The 19406-nt window shown below is 71.3% G+C and carries 16 protein-coding genes, 1 rRNA gene and 2 riboswitches; of the genes, 14 read left to right on the plus strand and 3 right to left on the minus strand.

The window, feature by feature from the left end:
• The first annotated feature begins 8 nt into the window (after positions 1-8).
• The 12 genes from rrf (at position 9) to I2501_RS36740 (ending at position 11302) form a co-directional block, all read left to right on the plus strand.
• Positions 9-125, plus strand: a 5S ribosomal RNA gene (gene rrf, locus I2501_RS36685).
• Between the two features lie 187 nt (positions 126-312).
• Positions 313-921, plus strand: a complete 609-nt coding sequence (pgsA, locus tag I2501_RS36690) for a CDP-diacylglycerol--glycerol-3-phosphate 3-phosphatidyltransferase (RefSeq protein WP_196198415.1) — start codon at positions 313-315, stop codon at positions 919-921.
• 15 nt (positions 922-936) lie between these two features.
• A complete protein-coding gene (locus tag I2501_RS36695; RefSeq protein WP_196198416.1) occupies positions 937-3435 on the plus strand; it encodes a mannose-1-phosphate guanyltransferase in 2499 nt (832 codons plus the stop codon).
• 130 nt (positions 3436-3565) lie between these two features.
• The gene (locus tag I2501_RS36700; RefSeq protein WP_236047922.1) at positions 3566-4477 is read left to right on the plus strand and encodes a DUF881 domain-containing protein; all 912 of its coding nucleotides are present in this window, start codon (positions 3566-3568) and stop codon (positions 4475-4477) included.
• A complete protein-coding gene (locus I2501_RS36705; protein WP_196198417.1) occupies positions 4474-4806 on the plus strand; it encodes a small basic family protein in 333 nt (110 codons plus the stop codon). The genes I2501_RS36700 and I2501_RS36705 overlap by 4 nt, the downstream gene beginning before the upstream one ends.
• A 131-nt stretch (positions 4807-4937) precedes the next feature.
• Positions 4938-5702 (plus strand): DUF881 domain-containing protein, encoded by a 765-nt coding sequence (locus I2501_RS40885; protein WP_196198418.1) that lies wholly within the window; start codon positions 4938-4940, stop codon positions 5700-5702.
• A gap of 142 nt (positions 5703-5844) precedes the next feature.
• The gene (locus tag I2501_RS36715; protein WP_408022814.1) at positions 5845-6684 is read left to right on the plus strand and encodes an FHA domain-containing protein; all 840 of its coding nucleotides are present in this window, start codon (positions 5845-5847) and stop codon (positions 6682-6684) included.
• Between the two features lie 70 nt (positions 6685-6754).
• The gene (gene ftsR / locus I2501_RS36720) at positions 6755-7582 is read left to right on the plus strand and encodes a transcriptional regulator FtsR (protein ID WP_408022815.1); all 828 of its coding nucleotides are present in this window, start codon (positions 6755-6757) and stop codon (positions 7580-7582) included.
• Between the two features lie 98 nt (positions 7583-7680).
• Positions 7681-8157 (plus strand): bifunctional nuclease family protein, encoded by a 477-nt coding sequence (locus I2501_RS36725; protein ID WP_196198419.1) that lies wholly within the window; start codon positions 7681-7683, stop codon positions 8155-8157.
• A 336-nt stretch (positions 8158-8493) separates the two neighbouring features.
• Entirely contained in the window at positions 8494-9039 is a 546-nt protein-coding gene (locus tag I2501_RS36730) for a MerR family transcriptional regulator (protein WP_196198420.1), read from the plus strand.
• Between the two features lie 83 nt (positions 9040-9122).
• The gene (locus I2501_RS36735) at positions 9123-9797 is read left to right on the plus strand and encodes a SanA/YdcF family protein (protein ID WP_328806865.1); all 675 of its coding nucleotides are present in this window, start codon (positions 9123-9125) and stop codon (positions 9795-9797) included.
• 35 nt (positions 9798-9832) lie between these two features.
• Positions 9833-11302 carry a DNA polymerase IV gene (locus tag I2501_RS36740; protein WP_196198421.1) on the plus strand — a complete coding sequence of 490 codons (1470 nt, stop codon included), beginning with the start codon at positions 9833-9835 and terminating at the stop codon, positions 11300-11302.
• 53 nt (positions 11303-11355) lie between these two features.
• Here I2501_RS36740 and I2501_RS40020 read toward each other — a convergent pair whose 3' ends face one another.
• Entirely contained in the window at positions 11356-12819 is a 1464-nt protein-coding gene (locus I2501_RS40020) for a PRC and DUF2382 domain-containing protein (RefSeq protein ID WP_196198422.1), read from the minus strand.
• Between the two features lie 197 nt (positions 12820-13016).
• A riboswitch (glycine riboswitch) is annotated at positions 13017-13131 on the plus strand.
• A gap of 1 nt (position 13132) precedes the next feature.
• Positions 13133-13276: riboswitch (glycine riboswitch) on the plus strand.
• A gap of 53 nt (positions 13277-13329) precedes the next feature.
• On the opposite strand from I2501_RS40020, the gene gcvP reads away from it, so the two are divergent.
• The gene (gene gcvP, locus I2501_RS36750; RefSeq protein WP_196198423.1) at positions 13330-16215 is read left to right on the plus strand and encodes an aminomethyl-transferring glycine dehydrogenase; all 2886 of its coding nucleotides are present in this window, start codon (positions 13330-13332) and stop codon (positions 16213-16215) included.
• Positions 16216-16341: 126 nt separating this feature from the next.
• Here the strand turns inward: gcvP and I2501_RS40025 are convergent, their stop codons facing one another.
• Together I2501_RS40025 and I2501_RS36760 are read right to left on the minus strand one after the other, a co-directional pair.
• Entirely contained in the window at positions 16342-16533 is a 192-nt protein-coding gene (locus I2501_RS40025; RefSeq protein WP_236047927.1) for a DUF5999 family protein, read from the minus strand.
• Between the two features lie 274 nt (positions 16534-16807).
• The gene (locus tag I2501_RS36760; RefSeq protein WP_196198425.1) at positions 16808-17431 is read right to left on the minus strand and encodes a hypothetical protein; all 624 of its coding nucleotides are present in this window, start codon (positions 17429-17431) and stop codon (positions 16808-16810) included.
• A gap of 414 nt (positions 17432-17845) precedes the next feature.
• On the opposite strand from I2501_RS36760, the gene I2501_RS36765 reads away from it, so the two are divergent.
• The gene (locus I2501_RS36765; RefSeq protein ID WP_196198426.1) at positions 17846-19345 is read left to right on the plus strand and encodes a glutamate--cysteine ligase; all 1500 of its coding nucleotides are present in this window, start codon (positions 17846-17848) and stop codon (positions 19343-19345) included.
• Positions 19346-19406 lie beyond the last annotated feature (61 nt).

A 19406-nucleotide genomic window follows, 5' to 3' on the forward strand; every position in this document is an offset into this window, starting at 1 on the left:
CATCGTGTTTCGGTGGTCATAGCGTGAGGGAAACGCCCGGTTACATTCCGAACCCGGAAGCTAAGCCTCACAGCGCCGATGGTACTGCAGGGGGGACCCTGTGGGAGAGTAGGACGCCGCCGAACAATCTTTCCAGTGAAGCCCCCTGACCTCGCGTCAGGGGGCTTCACTGCGTTACCGGTGCGGGCAGCGCCTGCACGCCACCCGCACAGAGCCCGTACCCGCATCGCACGAGCCCCACCCGGAAGGTAGCCGGGCGGCAGGTAAAGTCGGGGGCTGCAGCGTTCGAAGTGTTCTACAGGAGGCCCCCGGGTGGAGGTTCAGGAGACGCGCGTCCAGACCGACCGCGTGCTCACCATCCCCAATCTGCTGAGCATGGCGCGCCTGGTCGGCGTGCCGTTGTTCCTCTGGTTGGTCCTCTGGCCTGCCTTCGGCGGGCCCAAGAACGACGGCTGGGCGATCGCGATCCTCGGTCTGAGCGGGATCAGTGACTACCTCGACGGCAAGTTGGCGCGTCGGTGGGGTCAGGTCAGCCGGCTCGGACAGCTGCTCGATCCGCTAGCGGATCGTCTGTTCGTCCTGTCCACGATCGTCGGCCTCACGTGGCGCGAGATCATGCCGTGGTGGCTCACCGCCGTACTGCTGGCGCGTGAGCTCTTCATCGCCTCTCTTCTCCCTGTTCTCAGGCGTCACGGATATGGCCCTCCCGAGGTGAACTTCGTCGGGAAGGCGGCTACGTTCAATCTGATGTATGCGTTCCCTTTGCTTCTCCTCACCACCTATGACAACTGGCTGGGGACTGTGGCGAGCATCATCGGTTGGGCGTTCGTCTGGTGGGGTACGACGCTCTATTGGTGGGCAGGGATCCTGTACGCGGTGCAGACTCGCCGTCTCGTGAAGGCGAGCACCGTGGCCGATTAAGGAGGAACCAGCCGAATGAAGGCCGTTGTGATGGCCGGCGGCGAAGGTACCCGCCTTCGTCCGATGACTGCGAGCATGCCGAAGCCCCTCTTGCCGGTGGTGAACCGGCCGATCATGGAACACGTGCTTCGGCTCCTCAAGAGACACGGTCTGACCGACACCGTCGTCACGGTCCAGTTCCTCGCCTCCCTGGTGCGCAATTACTTCGGTGACGGCGAAGAGCTCGGAATGAAGCTCACCTATGCGAACGAGGAGACTCCGCTAGGAACGGCCGGTTCCGTCAAGAATGCCGAGGACGCGCTCAAGGACGATTCGTTCCTGGTGATCTCGGGTGACGCGCTCACCGACTTCGACCTGACCCAGCTGATGGAATTCCACCGCTCCAAGGGCGCGATGGTCACCGTCTGCCTGACGCGGGTGCCGAATCCGCTCGAATTCGGGATCACCATCCTCGACGACGAGGGAAAGGTGGAGCGGTTCCTGGAGAAGCCGACCTGGGGTCAGGTCTTCTCCGACACCGTGAACACGGGCATCTACGTGATGGAGCCCGAGGTCTTCGACTACGTCGCCGCGGACACGTCCGTCGACTGGTCGGGTGATGTCTTTCCTCAGTTGCTCAAGGAGGGCAAGCCGATCTACGGCTACGTCGCCGAGGGCTACTGGGAGGACGTCGGTACGCACGAGAGCTACGTCAAGGCCCAGGCCGACGTGCTGGAGGGCAAGGTCGACGTCGAGATCGACGGCTTCGAGATGGCCCCTGGCGTCTGGGTGGCCGAGGGCGCCGAGGTCGACCGCGACGCGGTCCTGCGGGGCCCCCTCTACATCGGCGACTACGCCAAGGTCGAGGGCGGCGTCGAGATCCGTGAGCACACCGTGCTCGGCAGCAACGTGGTCGTGAAGCGCGGCGCGTTCCTGCACAAGGCGGTGATCCACGACAACGTCTATGTCGGGCCGCAGTCCAACCTGCGCGGCTGCGTCATCGGCAAGAACACCGACGTGATGCGGGCCGCGCGGATCGAGGACGGCGCGGTCATCGGGGACGAGTGCCTGGTCGAGGAGGAGTCGATCATCGCGGGCAACGTCCGCGTCTACCCCTTCAAGACCATCGAGGCCGGCGCCTTCGTCAACACGTCGGTCATCTGGGAGTCGCGCAGCCAGGAGCACCTGTTCGGTGCGCGCGGCGTCTCCGGGATCATCAATGTGGAGATCACGCCGGAGCTGGCCGTCCGGCTGGCCGGTGCGTACGCCACGACGTTGAAGAAGGGCTCCACGGTCACCATCGCGCGTGACCACTCGCGTGGTGCGCGTGCCCTCAAGCGCGCGATGATCTCGGCGTTGCAGGCCAGCGCGATCGAGGTGCGCGACCTGGAGAACGTGCCGATGCCGGTGGCCCGGCAGCAGACCGCGCGCGGCAGCGCGGGCGGGATCATGCTGCGGACGACGCCGGGGGTGCCGGACTCGCTCGACATCCTCTTCTTCGACGAGCGCGGCGCGGACCTCTCCCAGGCGGGTCAGCGCAAGCTGGACCGCGTCTACGCCCGCCAGGAGTACCGGCGTGCGTTCCCCGGCGAGATCGGGGACCTGACCTTCCCGGCCACGGTCTTCGACTCCTACGCGGGCAGCCTGCTGCGGGCGATGGACACCCGTGGGGTGTCGGACGCCCGGCTCAAGGTGGTCGTGGACGCCGCGCACGGCAGTGCGTCGCTGTTGCTGCCCAGCATCATCGGGAAGCTCGGCATCGAGGCGCTGACGGTCAACCCGGGCATGGACGAGGCGCATCCGACCGAGACGATAGAGGAGCGCCGGGCGGGCCTGGTGCGGCTCGGTGAGCTGGTCGCGTCGTCGCGGGCCGCGTTCGGGGTGCGGTTCGACCCCGTGGGGGAGCGGGTCTCCTTCGTCGACGAGCGCGGGCGGATCATCGAGGACGACCGGTCGCTGCTGGTCATGCTCGACCTGGTCGCGGCGGAGGGCCGCAGCGGGAAGGTGGCCCTGCCGGTCACCACAACCCGGATCGCCGAGCAGGTGGCGGCGTACCACGGCACGCAGGTGCTGTGGACGACGACCTCGCCCGACGATCTGACCCGGGCGGCCTCGGCGGAGGGCACGATCTTCGCGGGCGACGGTATGGGCCGTTTCGTGGTGCCGGAGTTCAGCGGCGTCTTCGACGGTACGGCCGCCTTTGTTCGACTCCTCGGGCTGGTCGCTCGAACGCAGTTGACGCTGAGTCAGATCGATGCGCGGATCCCGCGTGCCCATGTCCACCGGCGCGACCTGCCCACGCCGTGGGCGGCCAAGGGCATGGTGATGCGCAAGGTCGTGGAGGCGGCGGGCGACCGGCAGGTCGACATCACCGACGGCGTGCGGGTGGTCGAGCCCGACGGTCGCTGGACCATGGTGCTGCCTGACCCGGCCGAGGCCGTCACCCACCTCTGGGCCGAGGGCCCGGACGACACCTCGACGCAGGCCCTGCTCGACGAGTGGGGCGCGGTGGTGGAGTCCGCCGGACGCGACTGAGCGAGGCAGCTGGGACAAGCCCGGGCGGGGGTGCGGGCGGCGCTGTTCTGCCGCTCGCACCCCGCCCGGTCGTGCCCGCCACGTCGGTGCGCGTGCGGGCCGTCCGGCGCGACGTGGGACGATATCCCCCATGTCGACGACCGAGCCCCGTGCCGCCAAGCGCAGCGACCCGCGCTTCGCACGGCCCGACGCGTCGATGTCGCTGCTGCTCAACGTGGCGGAGCACAGCCTGGACGAGGGGTACGCCGAGGCGGCGGCCCGGCGTGGTGCGGTGGGCAGCAGCAGGCTGCCGACGACCACGCGCGGACGGGTGGTGTTCGGGGTCGGGCTGGCCTTGGTGGCGGCGCTGCTGGCGATGGGCGTCAGCCAGGTGCAGGCCAACGCGCCCGTCGCGGCCCAGGAGCGGCAGGCGCTGATCGACCGGATCAACACCGCGACCTCCGCGGCCGACGCCGCCCAGCAGCAGCTCGGGCAGTTGCAGACCCAGCTCGCCCAGGCGCAGGCCGACGCGCTCGCCGGAAAGGGCGGGAGCGCACGGCTGGCCGAGCAGCAGCTGGTCAGCGGGCAGACGCCGGTCTCCGGCCCCGGTCTGCAGGTCACGGTCGACGACGCCGCGTCCGCCGGGACGGACCTCAACAACGCCAGTCCGCGGACCAACGCGGGCTTCGGCAACACCGGCCGGGTGCGCGACAGCGACCTGCAGTTGGTGGTCAACGCGCTGTGGCAGTCCGGGGCCGAGGCGATCGCGATCAACGACGAGCGGCTGGGGAACCTCTCCTCGATCCGGGCGGCGGGCGACGCGATACTGGTCAACAACAGTCCGCTGACCCTGCCGTACACGATCCAGGCGATCGGCGGACCGGGCCTGCAACAGGCCTTCGCCGGCAATGCGGACGGCGGGCTCTACCTGGCGGAGCTCAACAAGGGCTACCAGATCCGCTACAGCACCACGTCCGCGGGCGCGCTCCAACTCCCGGCCGCGCCACCGGTCCGGCTGATCAACGCGCAGCCGGCACCATCGAAAGGAACGACGCACCCATGATCGCCGTGCTGGGCCTGGCCCTCGGAGTCGTGGTCGGGCTGTTCGTGCAGCCGGACGTCCCGACGTGGCTGGTGCCGTACCTGCCGATCGCCATCGTCGCAGCGCTCGACGCCGTCTTCGGCGGGATCCGCGCCATGCTGGACGGCATCTTCGACGACAAGGTCTTCGTGGTCTCGTTCCTGTCCAACGTGGTCGTCGCGGGCCTGATCGTCTTCCTGGGCGACCAGTTGGGCGTCGGCTCGCAGCTCTCCACCGGCGTGGTGGTCGTCCTCGGGATCCGCATCTTCTCCAACGCCGCCGCGATCCGCCGCCACCTCTTCCGTGCGTGACCGAACGGTTTGGGCAGAAGGCGTGACCGGGCGGTGCGAAGGGCGTGAACCGGTGCGGACGGCTCCGCCAGGGGTAGGACGGATGGCAGGATGAACGGCGCAGGCAGAGTGAACAGGCAGGGAGCGGAGCAGTGACCGAGCAGCAACCCGGGGAGCAGTCCCGGGAGCCCGAGCGCACGGGCCGGCAACGGCTCGCCGCCGCGCTCTGGCCGCCGCGGGTCAACCGCGCCCAACTGATCGTCGCGGTGCTGCTCTTCGCGCTCGGCCTGGGTGTGGCCTTCCAGGTCCGCACCAACACGCCCGCCAACCAGCTGCGCGGGGCCCGCCAGGACGACCTGGTCCGCATCCTCGACGAGGTCGACGCCCGGCAGCAGAGCCTGGACCAGGAACACCAGCAGTTGCAGTCGACGTTGGCCGAGCTGCAGACCAGTTCCAACCAGGCGAAGGCGGCGCAGGCGCAGACCCAGCAGAAGGAGCAGCAACTCGGCGTGCTCTCCGGCACGGTCGCCGCGACCGGTCCCGGGGTCACGCTGACCGTCAAGGACCCGGGCGGGAACGTCCAGGCGGCTATGCTGCTCAACACCTTGGAGGAGCTGCGCGCGGCAGGGGCGGAGGCGGTACAGATCAACAACGTCCGTGTGGTCGCGGGTACCTGGTTCAACGACGTTGCCAGGGGTTCGGTGAGCATCAGTGGAACCACGGTGTCCCAGCCGTACGTGTTCACAGCCATCGGCAACCCGCAGGACCTGGACACCGCGCTCAACATTCCGGGCGGTGTCGTGCAGTCGGTCGACCGCGACCAGGGCACGGCGACGGTGGTCAAGGGCCAGTCGTTGGCCGTGACCGCCTTGATCCCTTTGAGTACTCCTGACTACGCTCACACGACGCACCCATGACGTATCCACATCTCCTCCCTCGTTCCGCCGCTCCGCACACTGATCCGACCGCTGTTCCGACACCTGTCCCGACCGCTGTTCTGTCCACGATGGCTCCACCTCGCCCCACGGGCGGGTCCGTTTCTTGCAAGGGGAATCGCCCGTGAGTCTGTTCTCGAAGCTGTTCGGCCGTAAGTCCCACAAGGGAGCGGTCGAGGCGCCCACCGCCCGGCACCGCCGTGGTGACGAGGAGCTCGGCCAGGGCGTCCCCGGCATGCGCGGAGCCCCGGAGTCCGACAGCTACGCCGCCGCCGAGCGGCCGCTCTTCCGCGACGAGGCCGCCGGCCGACACGCGGGCGCGCAGGGTGGAGGGCGCATAGCCTCGCAGCCGGTACCCTCAAGTTCAGGTGGAGGGTTTGCGGCCGATCCGTTTGCCCAAGACCAGTCAGGCGATCCGCGACAGGAGGCCGCAGGCGTGACGGTGTGCACCCGATGCGGATTCAACAACCCGGACTCTGCCCGCTTCTGTTCGAACTGTGGTGCCCCGCTCCGGGCCCGCGTCGGCGGTGGCGAGCGTCCCAGTGAGACGACGTCCACGATCTCGATCTCCGGACTGGAGGCGTACGAGCCGGACGCCACGGCCGCGATGGCTCCCGGGCTCTCCCAGGAGGCCCAGGCCGCGGTCGACGCGCTTCCGCCGGGCTCGGCGCTGCTGGTGGTGCGCCGCGGCCCCAACTCGGGCAGCCGGTTCCTGGTGGACACCGACCTCACCACGGCCGGTCGCGACGCGCAGAGCGACATCTTCCTGGACGACGTCACCGTCTCGCGGCGGCACGTGGAGTTCCGGCGGCGGCAGGGCGGCTTCACGGTCGCCGACGTCGGCAGCCTGAACGGCACCTACGTCAACCGCGAGCGGATCGACGAGGTGCCGCTGAACAGCGGTGACGAGGTGCAGATCGGGAAGTACCGGCTGGTCTTCTTCGCCGCCCGCCCGGGGTACTGAGACGCGGTGCCCTGCCCCTGGGAGGAGTGAGTCAACCGTCGTGCAAGCTGACAGCGGTACCCCGGGGGCGGTGGCGCCCTTCGTTCCCTCCGGTCGACCCGCGCCCGGAGGCGGGCGTGACCTGGCCTCCGGCATCAGTGCGGGACGGCAGCAACTCCTCAGCATCGGCGCGGTGCTGACCGAGCTTCAGGCCGAGTTTCCCGAGGTCACCATCTCCAAGATCCGCTTCCTGGAGGCGGAACGCCTGGTCGAGCCGCAGCGCACGCCTTCGGGCTACCGCAAGTTCAGCGCGGTCGACGTGGAGCGGCTCGCCTACGTGCTGCGGATGCAGCGCGACCACTACCTCCCGCTGCGGGTGATCCGCGAGCACCTGGCCGCCCTGGACCGGGGCGAGAACCCGCCCGCGCTGCCCGGCAGCGGATCGGGCGCTGCGGGCGGCCAGGGGGACTCGGCGGGCGGTGCGGGCGCGGACGAGGCGTTCGATCCGGTCCGCGACGGCGCGCTCGTCGCCGGCTCGGTCGCGGGCGGCACCCGGCTCGGCCGGGCCGAACTGCTGGCCGCCGCGGGCATCACCGAACCGCAGCTCGCCGAGTGGGAGTCCTACGGCCTGGTGACCGCCGACCCGGACGGCGGCTTCGACGGCGAGATGCTCCAAGTGGCGCGTCTGGTCGCCGAGTTGGGCCGCTTCGGGCTGGAGCCCCGACATCTGCGCGCGGTCAAGGCCGCCGCCGACCGCGAGGTCGGACTGGTGGAGCAGATCGTCGCCCCGCTGCGTCGTCACCGCAACCCGCAGACCCGTGCCCATGCCGCCGCGATGGCCCGTGAGCTGGCAACTCTCTCGGTCCGGCTGCACGCCTCGCTGGTCCAGGCGGGCCTGCGCGCCCGTCCGGGCGCCTGAACGCGCCGGGCGGGCGGAGACGCAATGGCCGGGCGCCGGGCGGTGGGCGTGATCAGGACGACTGGAGTATCCGCCCTGCGCGCCCTAGGGTTGCAGATGTGAACGAGCTAGATGTCGTGGGTGTCCGGGTGGAGATGCCGTCGAACCAGCCGATCGTGCTGCTGCGCGAGGTCGGTGGGGACCGCTATCTCCCGATCTGGATCGGCCCCGGTGAGGCCACCGCCATCGCGTTCGCGCAGCAGGGCATGACGCCCGTGCGCCCGCTCACGCACGACCTCTTCCGCAACGTGCTGGAGGCCGTCGGCCAGCAGCTCACCGCGGTGCGGATCACGGACCTGCGTGAGGGCGTCTTCTACGCCGAGCTGGTCTTCGCCAGTGGCGTCGAGGTGAGCGCCCGTCCGTCCGACGCGATAGCCCTGGCGCTGCGCACCGGCACGCCGATCTACGGCGCAGAGGGTGTGCTGGACGAGGCAGGCATCGCGATCCCCGACGAGCAGGAGGACGAGGTCGAGCGGTTCCGCGAGTTCCTCGACCAGATCTCCCCCGAGGACTTCGGCAGCAGCGGCCAGCAGTAGCCGTACGCATGCAGACGAAGGGCTGGTCAGGCGGTTTGCCGAAACTCATTCGGGCGGAAATACCCCCGCTCGGGACACGCAAAACCACTCGTGAGGCTGAAGTCACTCGCCATGCCGAGCGTGGCGATCGTTGACGCGCTCCTGGCTACTGCCTACCTTCGACTGTGAACGTCCCCGGGTGCGCCTTCCCGCGCCCCCGCTGAGGCGGTTCCTGAGTCGAGCGGATGGAGGGTCGTGTTGAGCAGCACGGGTGACAGAACAGCCACGGGCGGCTCCTGCCCCGTCCACTCCCAGGTCCGGACGCTGCCGCGGTCGGCGCGCTCCGGGTGGGAGGGGATGCCGATGGTGCCGCTCCCGGCTGGCCCGCAGGACGACGTGCTGCCCAGCTCGGAGTTGGTCGGCTATCGCGGGCCCACGGCCTGCGCCGCGGCCGGTATCACCTACCGTCAGCTCGACTACTGGGCCCGCACGGGCCTGGTCGAGCCGAGCGTCCGCGCCGCGCAGGGTTCCGGCACGCAGCGCCTCTACGCGTTCCGCGACATCCTGGTGCTCAAGGTCGTCAAGCGGTTGCTCGACGCGGGCGTCTCGCTGCAGAGCATCCGCACCGCCGTCGACCACCTGGGCCAGCGGCCGCAGGAGGCGTTGCCCGACATCACGCTGATGAGCGACGGGGCGACTGTCTACGAGTGCGTCTCCGGGCACGAGGTGGTCGAGCTGCTCCAGGGCGGCCAGGGCATCTTCGGCATCGCCGTCGGCGCGGTCTGGCGCGAGGTCGAGGCGACGCTCACCCGCCTCCACGGCGAGCGCACCGACACCGGCGAGAACCTGCTCGGCTTCGATCCGTCCGACGAGCTGGCCCGCCGCCGCAACCGCGCGGTCTGATCCGCGCGTCCGCCCTCAGGGGATCCGGGAGGGATCCGGAGGGTGAGGAACGTGGGGTGGGTGGGGTGCGGCGGCTACGTGCGGTGGTTCGCGTGCTGGTCCGGTCGGCACGGCGGCGGCGCGTCCAGCGGTGGGGGTTCCAGGCGCTCTGCGCGCTGACCGTGCTGGTGCTCGCCCCGGTGGCCGTGATCAGGGTGCAGAGCGACCCGCGGGTGCGGACCGTCGCCGACGCGCCCGCCGAGCCGGTGGTCGTCGTCTTCGGCGCCGGCCTGGACGGCGGCAGGCCCTCGCCCTACCTCGCGCACCGGCTCGACGCCGGCCTCACCCTCTACCGGGCCGGTCGCGTCCGCGCCTTCCTGGTCACCGGCGACAACAGCCGCACCGACTACGACGAGCCGGACGCCATGCGCACCTACCTGGTCCAGCACGGCGTCCCGGCCGCCCGGATCGTGGCCGACTACGCGGGCTTCGACACCTGGGACTCCTGTGCCCGCGCCCACCGGATCTTCGGCGTCACCCGGGCCGTCCTGGTCAACACCGAGTACGCGATCCGGCGGTCGGTGTCCCTGTGCGAGACGGCGGGGATCGACGCGTACGGGATCGGGGTCCCCGAGCCGCACGATCTGACCTGGGACTACGGCGCGGTCCGCGAGATCGCCTCGGCGGACAAGGCGGTCCTGATCGACGAGCTCTTCGACCCGGACCCGCATCTGCTCGGACCGAAGGTCACCACGCTGGCGGCGCTCGGAGCGCGCTGACCGCCGTTGTCGTACCCCTGCGCGATGATCGGGTCATGCGGTCCGTGCCGTCGATCCTGCATCTCGACATGGACGCCTTCTTCGCGGCGGTGGAGCAGGCGTCCAAGCCGAGCCTGCGCGGAAAGCCGGTGATCGTCGGTGGCTTGGGCGGGCGGGGCGTGGTCGCCACCGCGTCGTACGAGGCGCGGAAGTTCGGTGTGCACTCCGCCATGGCGATGGCGCACGCGCGCCGCCTCGCGCCGAACGCCGCGTTCCTGATCCCCCGGTTCGAGCTGTACCGGCAGATCAGCGAGGAGGTGATGGCGCTGCTGCGCGAGCTCTCGCCGCTGGTCGAGCCGCTCAGCCTGGACGAGGCCTTCGTCGACCTCGCCGCGGGCCCCTACGGCGCGCTGCTGGAGGCGGAGGGCGCGGAGCTGGCCCGCGCGCTCGGGGAGGACCTGCGGGCCGACATCCGGGCCAAGGTCGGGCTCACCGCGTCCGTCGGGCTGTCGACGACCAAGTTCCTGGCCAAGATCGCCTCGGAGGAGGCCAAGCCCGACGGGCTGGTGCTGATCGAGGCGGGGCGCGAGCGCGAGGTGCTCGAACCGCTTCCGGTGCGCGCGCTGCCGGGCGTGGGGCCTGCCACGGCCGAGACGCTGCGCCGGGCGGGGCTGACCCGCGTCGCGGAGCTCGCGGCGTTGCCCGAGGAGGAGCTGATCCACCTGCTGGGCCGGGCGCACGGTGCGGGCGTCCACGCGCTGGCACGCGGGCAGGACGAGCGGCCCGTGGTGGCCGACCGGGACGCCAAGTCGGTCTCGGTGGAGGACACCTTCGAGGTCGACCTGGGCGACCGCGACAGCATCATGCAGGAGCTCGACCGTCTCGCCGACCGCTGCGTCCGCAGACTGCGCGCCGCGGGACGCTCCGGGCGGACGGTGGTGGTCAAGATCCGCCGCTTCGACTTCACCACGCTCACCCGCTCCGAGACGCTGCCCTCGCCCACCGACGACCCGCTGGTGATCGCGCAGATCGCGCGGCGGCTGGCCGACTCCGTCGGACTGCTCGGCGGGATCCGGCTGCTGGGCGTCGGCGTCAGCGGCCTGGCCGACTGGACCCAGGAGGACCTCTTCGCCCAGGCCCAGCGTGAGGCGTTCGAGGAGTACGAGCTGCTGGAGTCCCTTGCCGAGGAGGCGGGGCACGGCACGGACGCCGATCCGGACGCCGACTCGGATGCCGATCCGGGCGAGGCGCGCGCCGAGGGCGCGACGGGTGACTCCGCCTACGGCGGGCCGAACGCGCCGCGGGCGTTCCATCCCGGCGCGGCACCGCGCGGGCGTCGCTGGATGCCGGGGCAGGACGTGGAGCACGCGGAGCTCGGCCATGGCTGGGTGCAGGGCAGCGGCGTCGGGCGGGTGACCGTGCGCTTCGAGACGCCCGGTTCGGGCGTCGGCCGGGTCCGTACCTTCCTGGTCGACGATCCGGACCTCACCCCGGCCCCGGCGCTGCCGCTCGCGCCCATACCCTGACGGGCCGCCCGGCGGGGTGCCGGGCGGCCCGTCAGGGCGGGTGCGACGGCGGGTCAGGCGCCCATCGCGTGGCCCGGCAGGTCCGGGTTCTGGCCCATCGGGCCGTTGGGGCTGGTCGGGCCGCCCGGACGCAGCGGGGTCGCGGCCGGGGTGCCCGCGATCGGCGCGCCACCGACCGGCGCACCGGCGGCCGGGGCCGTGGTGGCGGGGGAGACCGGCGTGCCCTGGGGGCGGCTGCCGTCCTGGACCTGGATGTGCTCGCGGTGGAGCTGCTCGCGGACCACCTCCTCCTCGGTGATCCGCTCGGTCACCAGGCGGATCCGCTCCACCGGGACGACGGTCTTCTTGACGACCAGGCGCTCCTCGTGGAGGGTCACCTCCTCGACGCTCTCCGCGATCTCGGCCTCGGTCAGCTGCTCGCGCTCCTCGGCGCTGACCGGGACCCGCTCGACGCGGATGCGCTCACGGATCACCGGAACCCGCCGCTCGACCTGCTCGGCCGTCACGTACTTGCGCAGCCGGGCGCGGCCGAGGACGTGCCACTCGGTGGAGATGTCCAGGCGCTCCTCACGGCAGACGAACTCGACCGGCTCGGGGACCGGCTCCTTGGCCACGGCAGCCGCCGTGCCCGCAGCCGCCGTGCCCGCGGTCGCGGCGCCTGCCGTCGCGGTGCCACTGGTTGCCGGAGCACCGAAGCCGGGCAGCGGGTCGGTCAGCGGGTCAGGGCGACGCTGCGGCTCGGTCGCCGTCCCGCCCATCGCACCGGCGGCCGCACCCGCGCCCGCGCCCGCCATGCCGCCGCTGGGGAACGGCGCGGCGGGCGGAGTCTGGACGGTCGGCTGCTGCATCGTCGAGGCCTGCGCCGCGTCGGCACCGACCCGCGGCATCTGCCCGGTCTGTTCCGTCTGCGCCGCTTGCCCGGTCTGCGTGCCGGCCGTCGTGCCGCCCGTCATGAACGCCGAGGTGCGCCCGCCGTTCGCCTGGGACTCCACGACCGGCGTCGCCACCGTCTTCTCCACCGGCTGCTCCTCCTTGCTCAGGTTCTCTTTCCGCTCCGCACCCGCCATGCCCATGGCCGCGCCCGCGGCACCGGCCGTGCCGGCGGCAGCCGCCGCCTCCCCTGCCTTCGGCGCGGAGCGGGGCGCGTGCCCGTTGCCCTCCGCCGCCTTCGCGCCCGAGTCGGCCGCGTGCTGGCCGGTACCGGTCGGGACCTCCAGGCCGTAGTAGCGGTAGAGCTGCAACTCCTGGGCGGGGGAGAGGTGCTGGCCGACGCCGAAGTCGGGCGAGTCCTTCACCTGCGACTTCTCGTAGGGCACCCGCAGTTCCTCGGAGACGAACTCGCTCGTCGTCAGCGGCACGAAGGCGTCGCGGCCGAAGAGGCCGGTGCGGACCGCGGCCCACTCGGGCTCGCCGGTCGCGTCGTCGAGGTAGACCTCGTCCACGGTGCCGATCTTCTCGCCGTTCTTGTCGACCGCCTTGTGGCCGATCAGATCCCTCGGGTCGATCTCGGTCTGCACGCTTCTCACTCCTCCATCGGCCCGCGCCGGTCTGTTCAGCTGACGAACGTGCTCAACTCATACGAAAAGGCACAATGATCGCTTTGTCGAACGCACGCAGCTCCGCCGGGTGTGTCGCTGCTCCGTTCGGTGGACGACAACCGTGCTCGGGCCCCGTCCGGCCGCCGATCCGCGCTGGTACCCTCGGGGTTGACCGTCGAGCACGTGCGGGAGAGTCCGAGCGCCTGATCTGGGCAACCTGATCGGGGCGACCGGCGCCGAAGGAGCAACTCCTCCCCGGAATCTCTCAGGCCGAAGTACCGCGCTGGCGAGGTCGACTCTGGAAAGCAGGGCCGCACTGGAGCCTCTCCTGGCTGCGGGACGGTCCTCACCGACGGTGAAAGCCGGCCCCGCCGCAGCGGTACAGCGGCGGCACAGGGCCGGTGAAGCTCTCAGGTTCCATGACAGAGGGGGAGGTCGTCCGGGCGCCCCACCGCGTCCACCCGGTCCGACCAGGAGGCCAGTCTCCCCATGACGTCGTCGCTTTCCGAGCTGGAGCAGTCCAGCCCGTTCGAGAACCGCCACATCGGCCCGGACGCCGGGGCGCAGGCCAAGATGCTGGCGCAGGTGGGCTACGGCTCCCTGGACGAGCTCACGGCCGCCGCCGTCCCCGCCGCGATCCGCAGCCTGACCGCGCTGGACCTCCCGGCCGCCCGCTCCGAGGCCGAGGTCCTCGCCGAGCTGCGCGAGCTGGCCGGCCGCAACCAGGTGCTGCGCTCGATGATCGGCCTCGGCTACTACGGCACCTTCACCCCGCCGGTGATCCTCCGCAACGTGCTGGAGAACCCGTCCTGGTACACGGCGTACACGCCCTACCAGCCGGAGATCTCGCAGGGCCGCCTGGAGGCGCTGCTCAACTTCCAGACCGTGGTCACCGAGCTGACCGGTCTGCCGACCGCCGGTGCGTCCCTGCTCGACGAGGGCACCGCCGCCGCCGAGGCCGTCGCGCTGGCCCGCCGGATGGGCAAGGTCAAGGGCGGCGTCTTCGTCATCGACGCCGACACCCTGCCGCAGACCGTCGCCGTCATCGAGACCCGCACCGTCCCGACCGGTGTCGAGACCGTCGTCGCCGACCTCAGCCAGGGCATCCCGGCCGAGATCGCCGAGCGCGGCGTCTTCGGCGTGCTGCTCCAGTACCCGGGCGCCTCCGGCGCGGTGCGCGACCTGGCCCCGGTCATCGCGCAGGCCAAGGAGCTCGGCGCGGTCGTCGCCGTCGCCGCCGACCTGCTGTCCCTGACGCTGCTGAAGTCCCCGGGCGAGCTCGGCGCGGACATCGCGGTCGGCACCACCCAGCGCTTCGGCGTCCCGATGGCCTTCGGCGGCCCGCACGCCGGTTACATGGCCGTCCGTGCCGACTACGCCCGCAGCCTCCCGGGCCGCCTGGTCGGCGTCTCCGTCGACGCCGACGGCAACCGCGCCTACCGCCTGGCGCTGCAGACCCGTGAGCAGCACATCCGCCGCGAGAAGGCCACCTCCAACATCTGCACCGCCCAGGTGCTGCTGGCCGTGATGGCCTCGATGTACGCGGTCTACCACGGTCCGGACGGCCTGGCGAAGATCGCCTCGCGCACCCACCGCTACGCCTCCGTGCTGGCCGAGGGCCTGCGTCGCGGCGCCGTCGAGCTGACGAGCGACGCCTTCTTCGACACCGTCACCGCCCGCGTTCCGGGCCGCGCCGCCGAGGTGGTCGAGGCCGCCCGCGCCGCCGGGGTCAACCTGCGCCAGGACGGCGCCGACCTGGTCGGCATCGCCTGCGACGAGACCACCACCCGCGCCGACCTGGCCGCCGTCTGGGGCGCGTTCGGCGTCGACGCCGCAGGCCTGGACGTGGACGCGCTGGACGCCGCCGCCGGCCCCGCGCTGCCCGAGGGCCTGCTGCGCACCGACGAGTACCTGACCCACCCGACCTTCCACGCGCACCGCTCCGAGACGGCCATGCTGCGCTACCTGCGCTCGCTGGCCGACAAGGACTACGCGCTGGACCGCGGCATGATCCCGCTCGGCTCCTGCACGATGAAGCTGAACGCCACCACCGAGATGGAGCCGATCACCTGGCCCGAGTTCGCCGAGGTGCACCCGTTCGCCCCGGTCGAGCAGGCCGACGGCTACCTGCAGCTGATCGGTGAGCTGGAGGCGCGCCTGGCCGAGGTCACCGGCTACGACAAGGTCTCCATCCAGCCCAACGCCGGTTCCCAGGGCGAGCTGGCCGGTCTGCTGGCCGTCCGCGCCTACCACCACGCGAACGGCGACACGCAGCGCGACGTCTGCCTGATCCCCTCCTCCGCGCACGGCACCAACGCCGCCTCCGCGGTGATGGCCGGTATGCGCGTCGTGGTCGTCAAGACGCTGCCGGACGGCGACGTGGACGTCGATGACCTGCGCGCCAAGATCGAGCAGCACCGCGACCAGCTGGCCGTGCTGATGGTCACCTACCCGTCCACGCACGGCGTGTACGAGGAGAACATCGGTGACATCTGCGCCGCCGTGCACGAGGCGGGCGGCCAGGTCTACGTCGACGGCGCCAACCTCAACGCGCTGGTCGGTCTGGCCAAGCCGGGCAAGTTCGGCGCGGACGTCTCGCACCTGAACCTGCACAAGACCTTCTGCATCCCGCACGGCGGCGGCGGCCCGGGCGTCGGCCCGGTCGGCGTCCGCGCGCACCTCGCCCCGTACCTGCCGAACCACCCGCTGCAGCCGACGGCCGGTCCGGCCACCGGCGTGGGCCCGATCTCGGCCGCGCCGTGGGGTTCGGCGGCGATCCTGCCGATCTCGTGGTCGTACGTCCGGCTGATGGGCGGCGAGGGCCTCAAGCGCGCCACCCAGGTCGCGGTGCTCAACGCCAACTACATCGCCAAGCGCCTGGCGCCGTACTACCCGGTCCTCTTCACCGGCCCCGGCGGCCTGGTCGCCCACGAGTGCATCATCGACCTGCGGCCGCTGGCCAAGTCGGCGGGCGTCTCGGTGGACGACGTGGCCAAGCGCCTGATCGACTACGGCTTCCACGCCCCGACGATGTCGTTCCCGGTGGCCGGCACGCTCATGATCGAGCCGACCGAGAGCGAGGACTTGACCGAAATCGATCGCTTCTGCGCGGCGATGATTGCGATCCGTGCGGAGATTGACAAGGTCGGCTCGGGCGAGTGGCCGGCGGAGGACAACCCGCTGCGCAACGCCCCGCATACCGCGGCCGCGCTGGCGGGCGAGTGGGAGCACGCGTACACCCGCGCCGAGGCGGTCTTCCCGGCGGGCGTGAACCCGACGGAGAAGTACTGGCCGCCGGTCCGCCGCATCGACGGCGCCTTCGGCGACCGCAACCTGGTGTGCAGCTGCCCGCCGATGGACGAGTACGAGGGCTGATCGGGGAAGTTGAGCAGCCACCCTGGGCGGATGGCCCTGTCCATTGAGGACCATCTGCTCAGGGTGGCTTGTCGCGCCCGCGCGGCGGAGCCGCAAATCAGCGGAGCCCCGCGCCCCTATGGGCTGCTACGCAGCCCCGGCCAGAACCCGTCGGGGAGCGACGGCGCGGCCGTCCGGGAGGATTTCGCCGGTGTCTTCGAAGAGGAGGACGCCGTTGCACAGCAAGCTCCACCCCTGTTCCGGGTGGCTCGCGACGACGACTGCGGCCTCGCGGTCCGGCGAGTCGGCTGACGGACACTCAGGACGGTGCTGGCACATAGCGCGTACCCTCGTTTCGGCGTGCTTCTTCGAGAATATTCCAAAGCCGGTCTGCGGCGCGTGTGTGAAGGGCCTTCTCGCCGGGTAAGACGTTGGGCTTTGCCGCACTGGTTCACAGTGTCCGCGTATCGCGACCTGCCCGCAGCCATTTGGTGACATGCGTCACGCCGAAACCTGTTCGACCAGCAGAAACCACCCGTTGTGACCAGGCGCGCCATGGTCACAACGGGTGGTACGGGTGGTTCTTCAGGGGGAGTGCGCGTGGGCGCGCGGGTCAGGCGGGGCTGGTCAGCAGCGCGCCGTTGGTGAGGGCCAGCAGGGCGAGCAGCTCCTCCGCGTGGTGCGGGACGTGCGCGGTGACGCCGAGCGGTGCCGGGACGAGCGGGATCAGCAGGTCCGGCGAGGGCGCGGCGGAGAGCACGGGGTGCAGCCAGAGGGCGGTCATGTAGTGGCCGGGCACCAGCAGCAGCCGCGGCAGGTACGTGGTCGGGGTGCCCGCCGCGTGCAGCCGTGCCTGCTGCAGCGCGCGCAGCGTGGACGCCGGGTAGGGGCCCTCGGTGAAGTGCGCGAAGGCGTGCGCCTCGACGGTCTCTCCCGAACCCGTCTCGTCCACCTGCAGCTCCAGGGTGTCGGCCGCGCCGACGACGGTCTCGCCCTCCTTGATCAGGAAGCGCCAGCCGGTCCGCAGTGCGGCCGACAGCGGCGTCGCGCCCGCGCCGGTGACGGCGGGGTCCAGCAGGTGCACGGGAAGCGGATGCGAGGGCGTGAGCGGCCCGCTGCACCGTCGCATGGCCGACGTTCGGACGGGGCCGACGTCGGCGGGGACGTCGCGGTCGTCCAGGGCGCGGAGAACGGCGCGCAGGGCGGCGGCGGGGGGTTGGGGCAGCTGCAGGGTCATGTCGGTTCGCCTCTCGTGGCAGCAGAGACAGGCGGGGCGGGAGTTACGGCCTTGCCGGGCGTTGCGGTGCTGCGCGGCTGTGCGGGTGACGAGCGACCGCGCAGGCGTCTACGGCTGCGCGGTGCAGGGCTGGCTCAGAGCGCGGGGCAGGGCACGTCCGAGGGGGCCGGGGCACTCCGGCGGCGTCGGACTGTGCGTACCTGTTCTCGCGAGTCTATACGAACGGATGCACGGCGTGACTCTTCTACTACTGTCCGTGCAGGGCCGCAAGGGAGAAATCGGGCACTCCGCGTGCCGAGTGCCGTATTGGCACATGCCGTTTTCGCGCCTTCTGCCGGGTAGTCGATCACCCGTCCGGGGCATGCTCCCTCTACGCCCGGGCTCTGCGCCCGGCCGAGGGAGGGGATGGCGCCCATGGGGGAGAAGGTGGCCGCCGGCAACGCTGACCTGGCGGACCGTCAACTCTACCGTCGGAAGCTGCGGCAGTGCGTCGACGCGCTTCGGTTGCTGCTGGAGGAGGACCGCTTCGACAGACCACGGGCCATGATGGGCCTGGAGATCGAGATCAACCTGGCGGACGAGGACGGCCTGCCGACGATGCGGAACGAGTCGGTGCTGGAGTCGATCGCCAGCGGAGACTTCCAGACCGAGCTGGGGCAGTTCAACATCGAGCTCAACAGCGCCCCGCACCGTCTGGGCGGCCGGGTCCTGGAGGAGCTGCGGGAGGAGCTGGTCGTCGGCCTCGCCTACGCCGACCGGAGGGCGGCCAGGGAGGGGGCCCGGATCGTCACCGTGGGCATCCTGCCGACGCTGACCACCGACCACGCGGTGCTCGACAACATCTCCGCCGGCGACCGGTTCCGGCTGCTCAACGACCGTATCCTCGCCGCCCGAGGCGAGGACATCACGCTGGACATCCAGGGTGTGGAGCGGCTGCGGGTCGACGCGGTCTCCATCGTCGCCGAGGCCGCCGCCACCTCGATGCAGATGCATCTGCAGGTGACGCCGCGCCGTTTCGCGGGGGTGTGGAACGCCGCGCAGGCGCTCACCGGCGCGCAGCTCGCGCTGGGGGCGAACGCGCCGTTCCTCTTCGGTCGGGAGCTGTGGCGGGAGACGCGGCCGATTCTGTTCGAGCAGGCGTGCGACACCCGTCCGGCGGAACTGAAGTCGCAGGGCGTCCGGCCGATCACCTGGTTCGGTGAGCGCTGGGTCGACTCGGTGGTCGACCTGTTCGAGGAGAACCTGCGCTACTTCCCGTCGCTGCTGCCGATCTGCGACGAGGAGGAGCCGCTGAAGACCGTCGCCGCGGGCGGGATACCCCGGCTGCGCGAACTGCGGCTGCACAACGGGACCGTCTACCGCTGGAACCGCCCCGTCTACGACGTCGCCGACGGCGTGCCGCACCTGCGGGTGGAGAACCGCGCCCTGCCCGCCGGGCCGACGGTCGTCGACACCCTCGCCAACGCCGCGTTCTACTACGGCCTGGTGCGGGCGCTCGCCGACCAGTCGCGACCGGTCTGGCACCGGCTGCCGTTCGAGCTCGCGGCGGAGAACTTCCACACCGGCGCCCGCCTCGGCATCGACGCCGAGCTGTGGTGGCCGCGCGGCGGCCGACGCAGTGGAGGGCTGGTGCGGACGCCCGCCAGAGAGCTGGTGCGCAGCGAACTGCTGCCGCTGGCCTACAAGGGCCTGGACGCCTGGGGCGTCGATCCGGTCGACCGCGACCGGTACCTGGGGATCATCGAGGGTCGCTGCCGCACCGGGATCAACGGCGCGGCCTGGCAGAGCGCGGTCTTCCACGACGGCCTCGAACGCCAGGGACTGGACCGGGGACCGGCGCTGGCAGCGATGACCCGCCGCTACATGGAGCTGTCCCGGGGAGGTGAACCGGTCCACACCTGGCCGCTGCGCTGACGCCCGCCCGGGACGGCGCTCGCAAGGGCGCGGAGCCTTTCGAGCGGGCGCACAAATCCCG

This window comes from Streptacidiphilus fuscans (genome assembly GCF_015690355.1).
Taxonomy (GTDB): domain Bacteria; phylum Actinomycetota; class Actinomycetes; order Streptomycetales; family Streptomycetaceae; genus Streptacidiphilus; species Streptacidiphilus fuscans.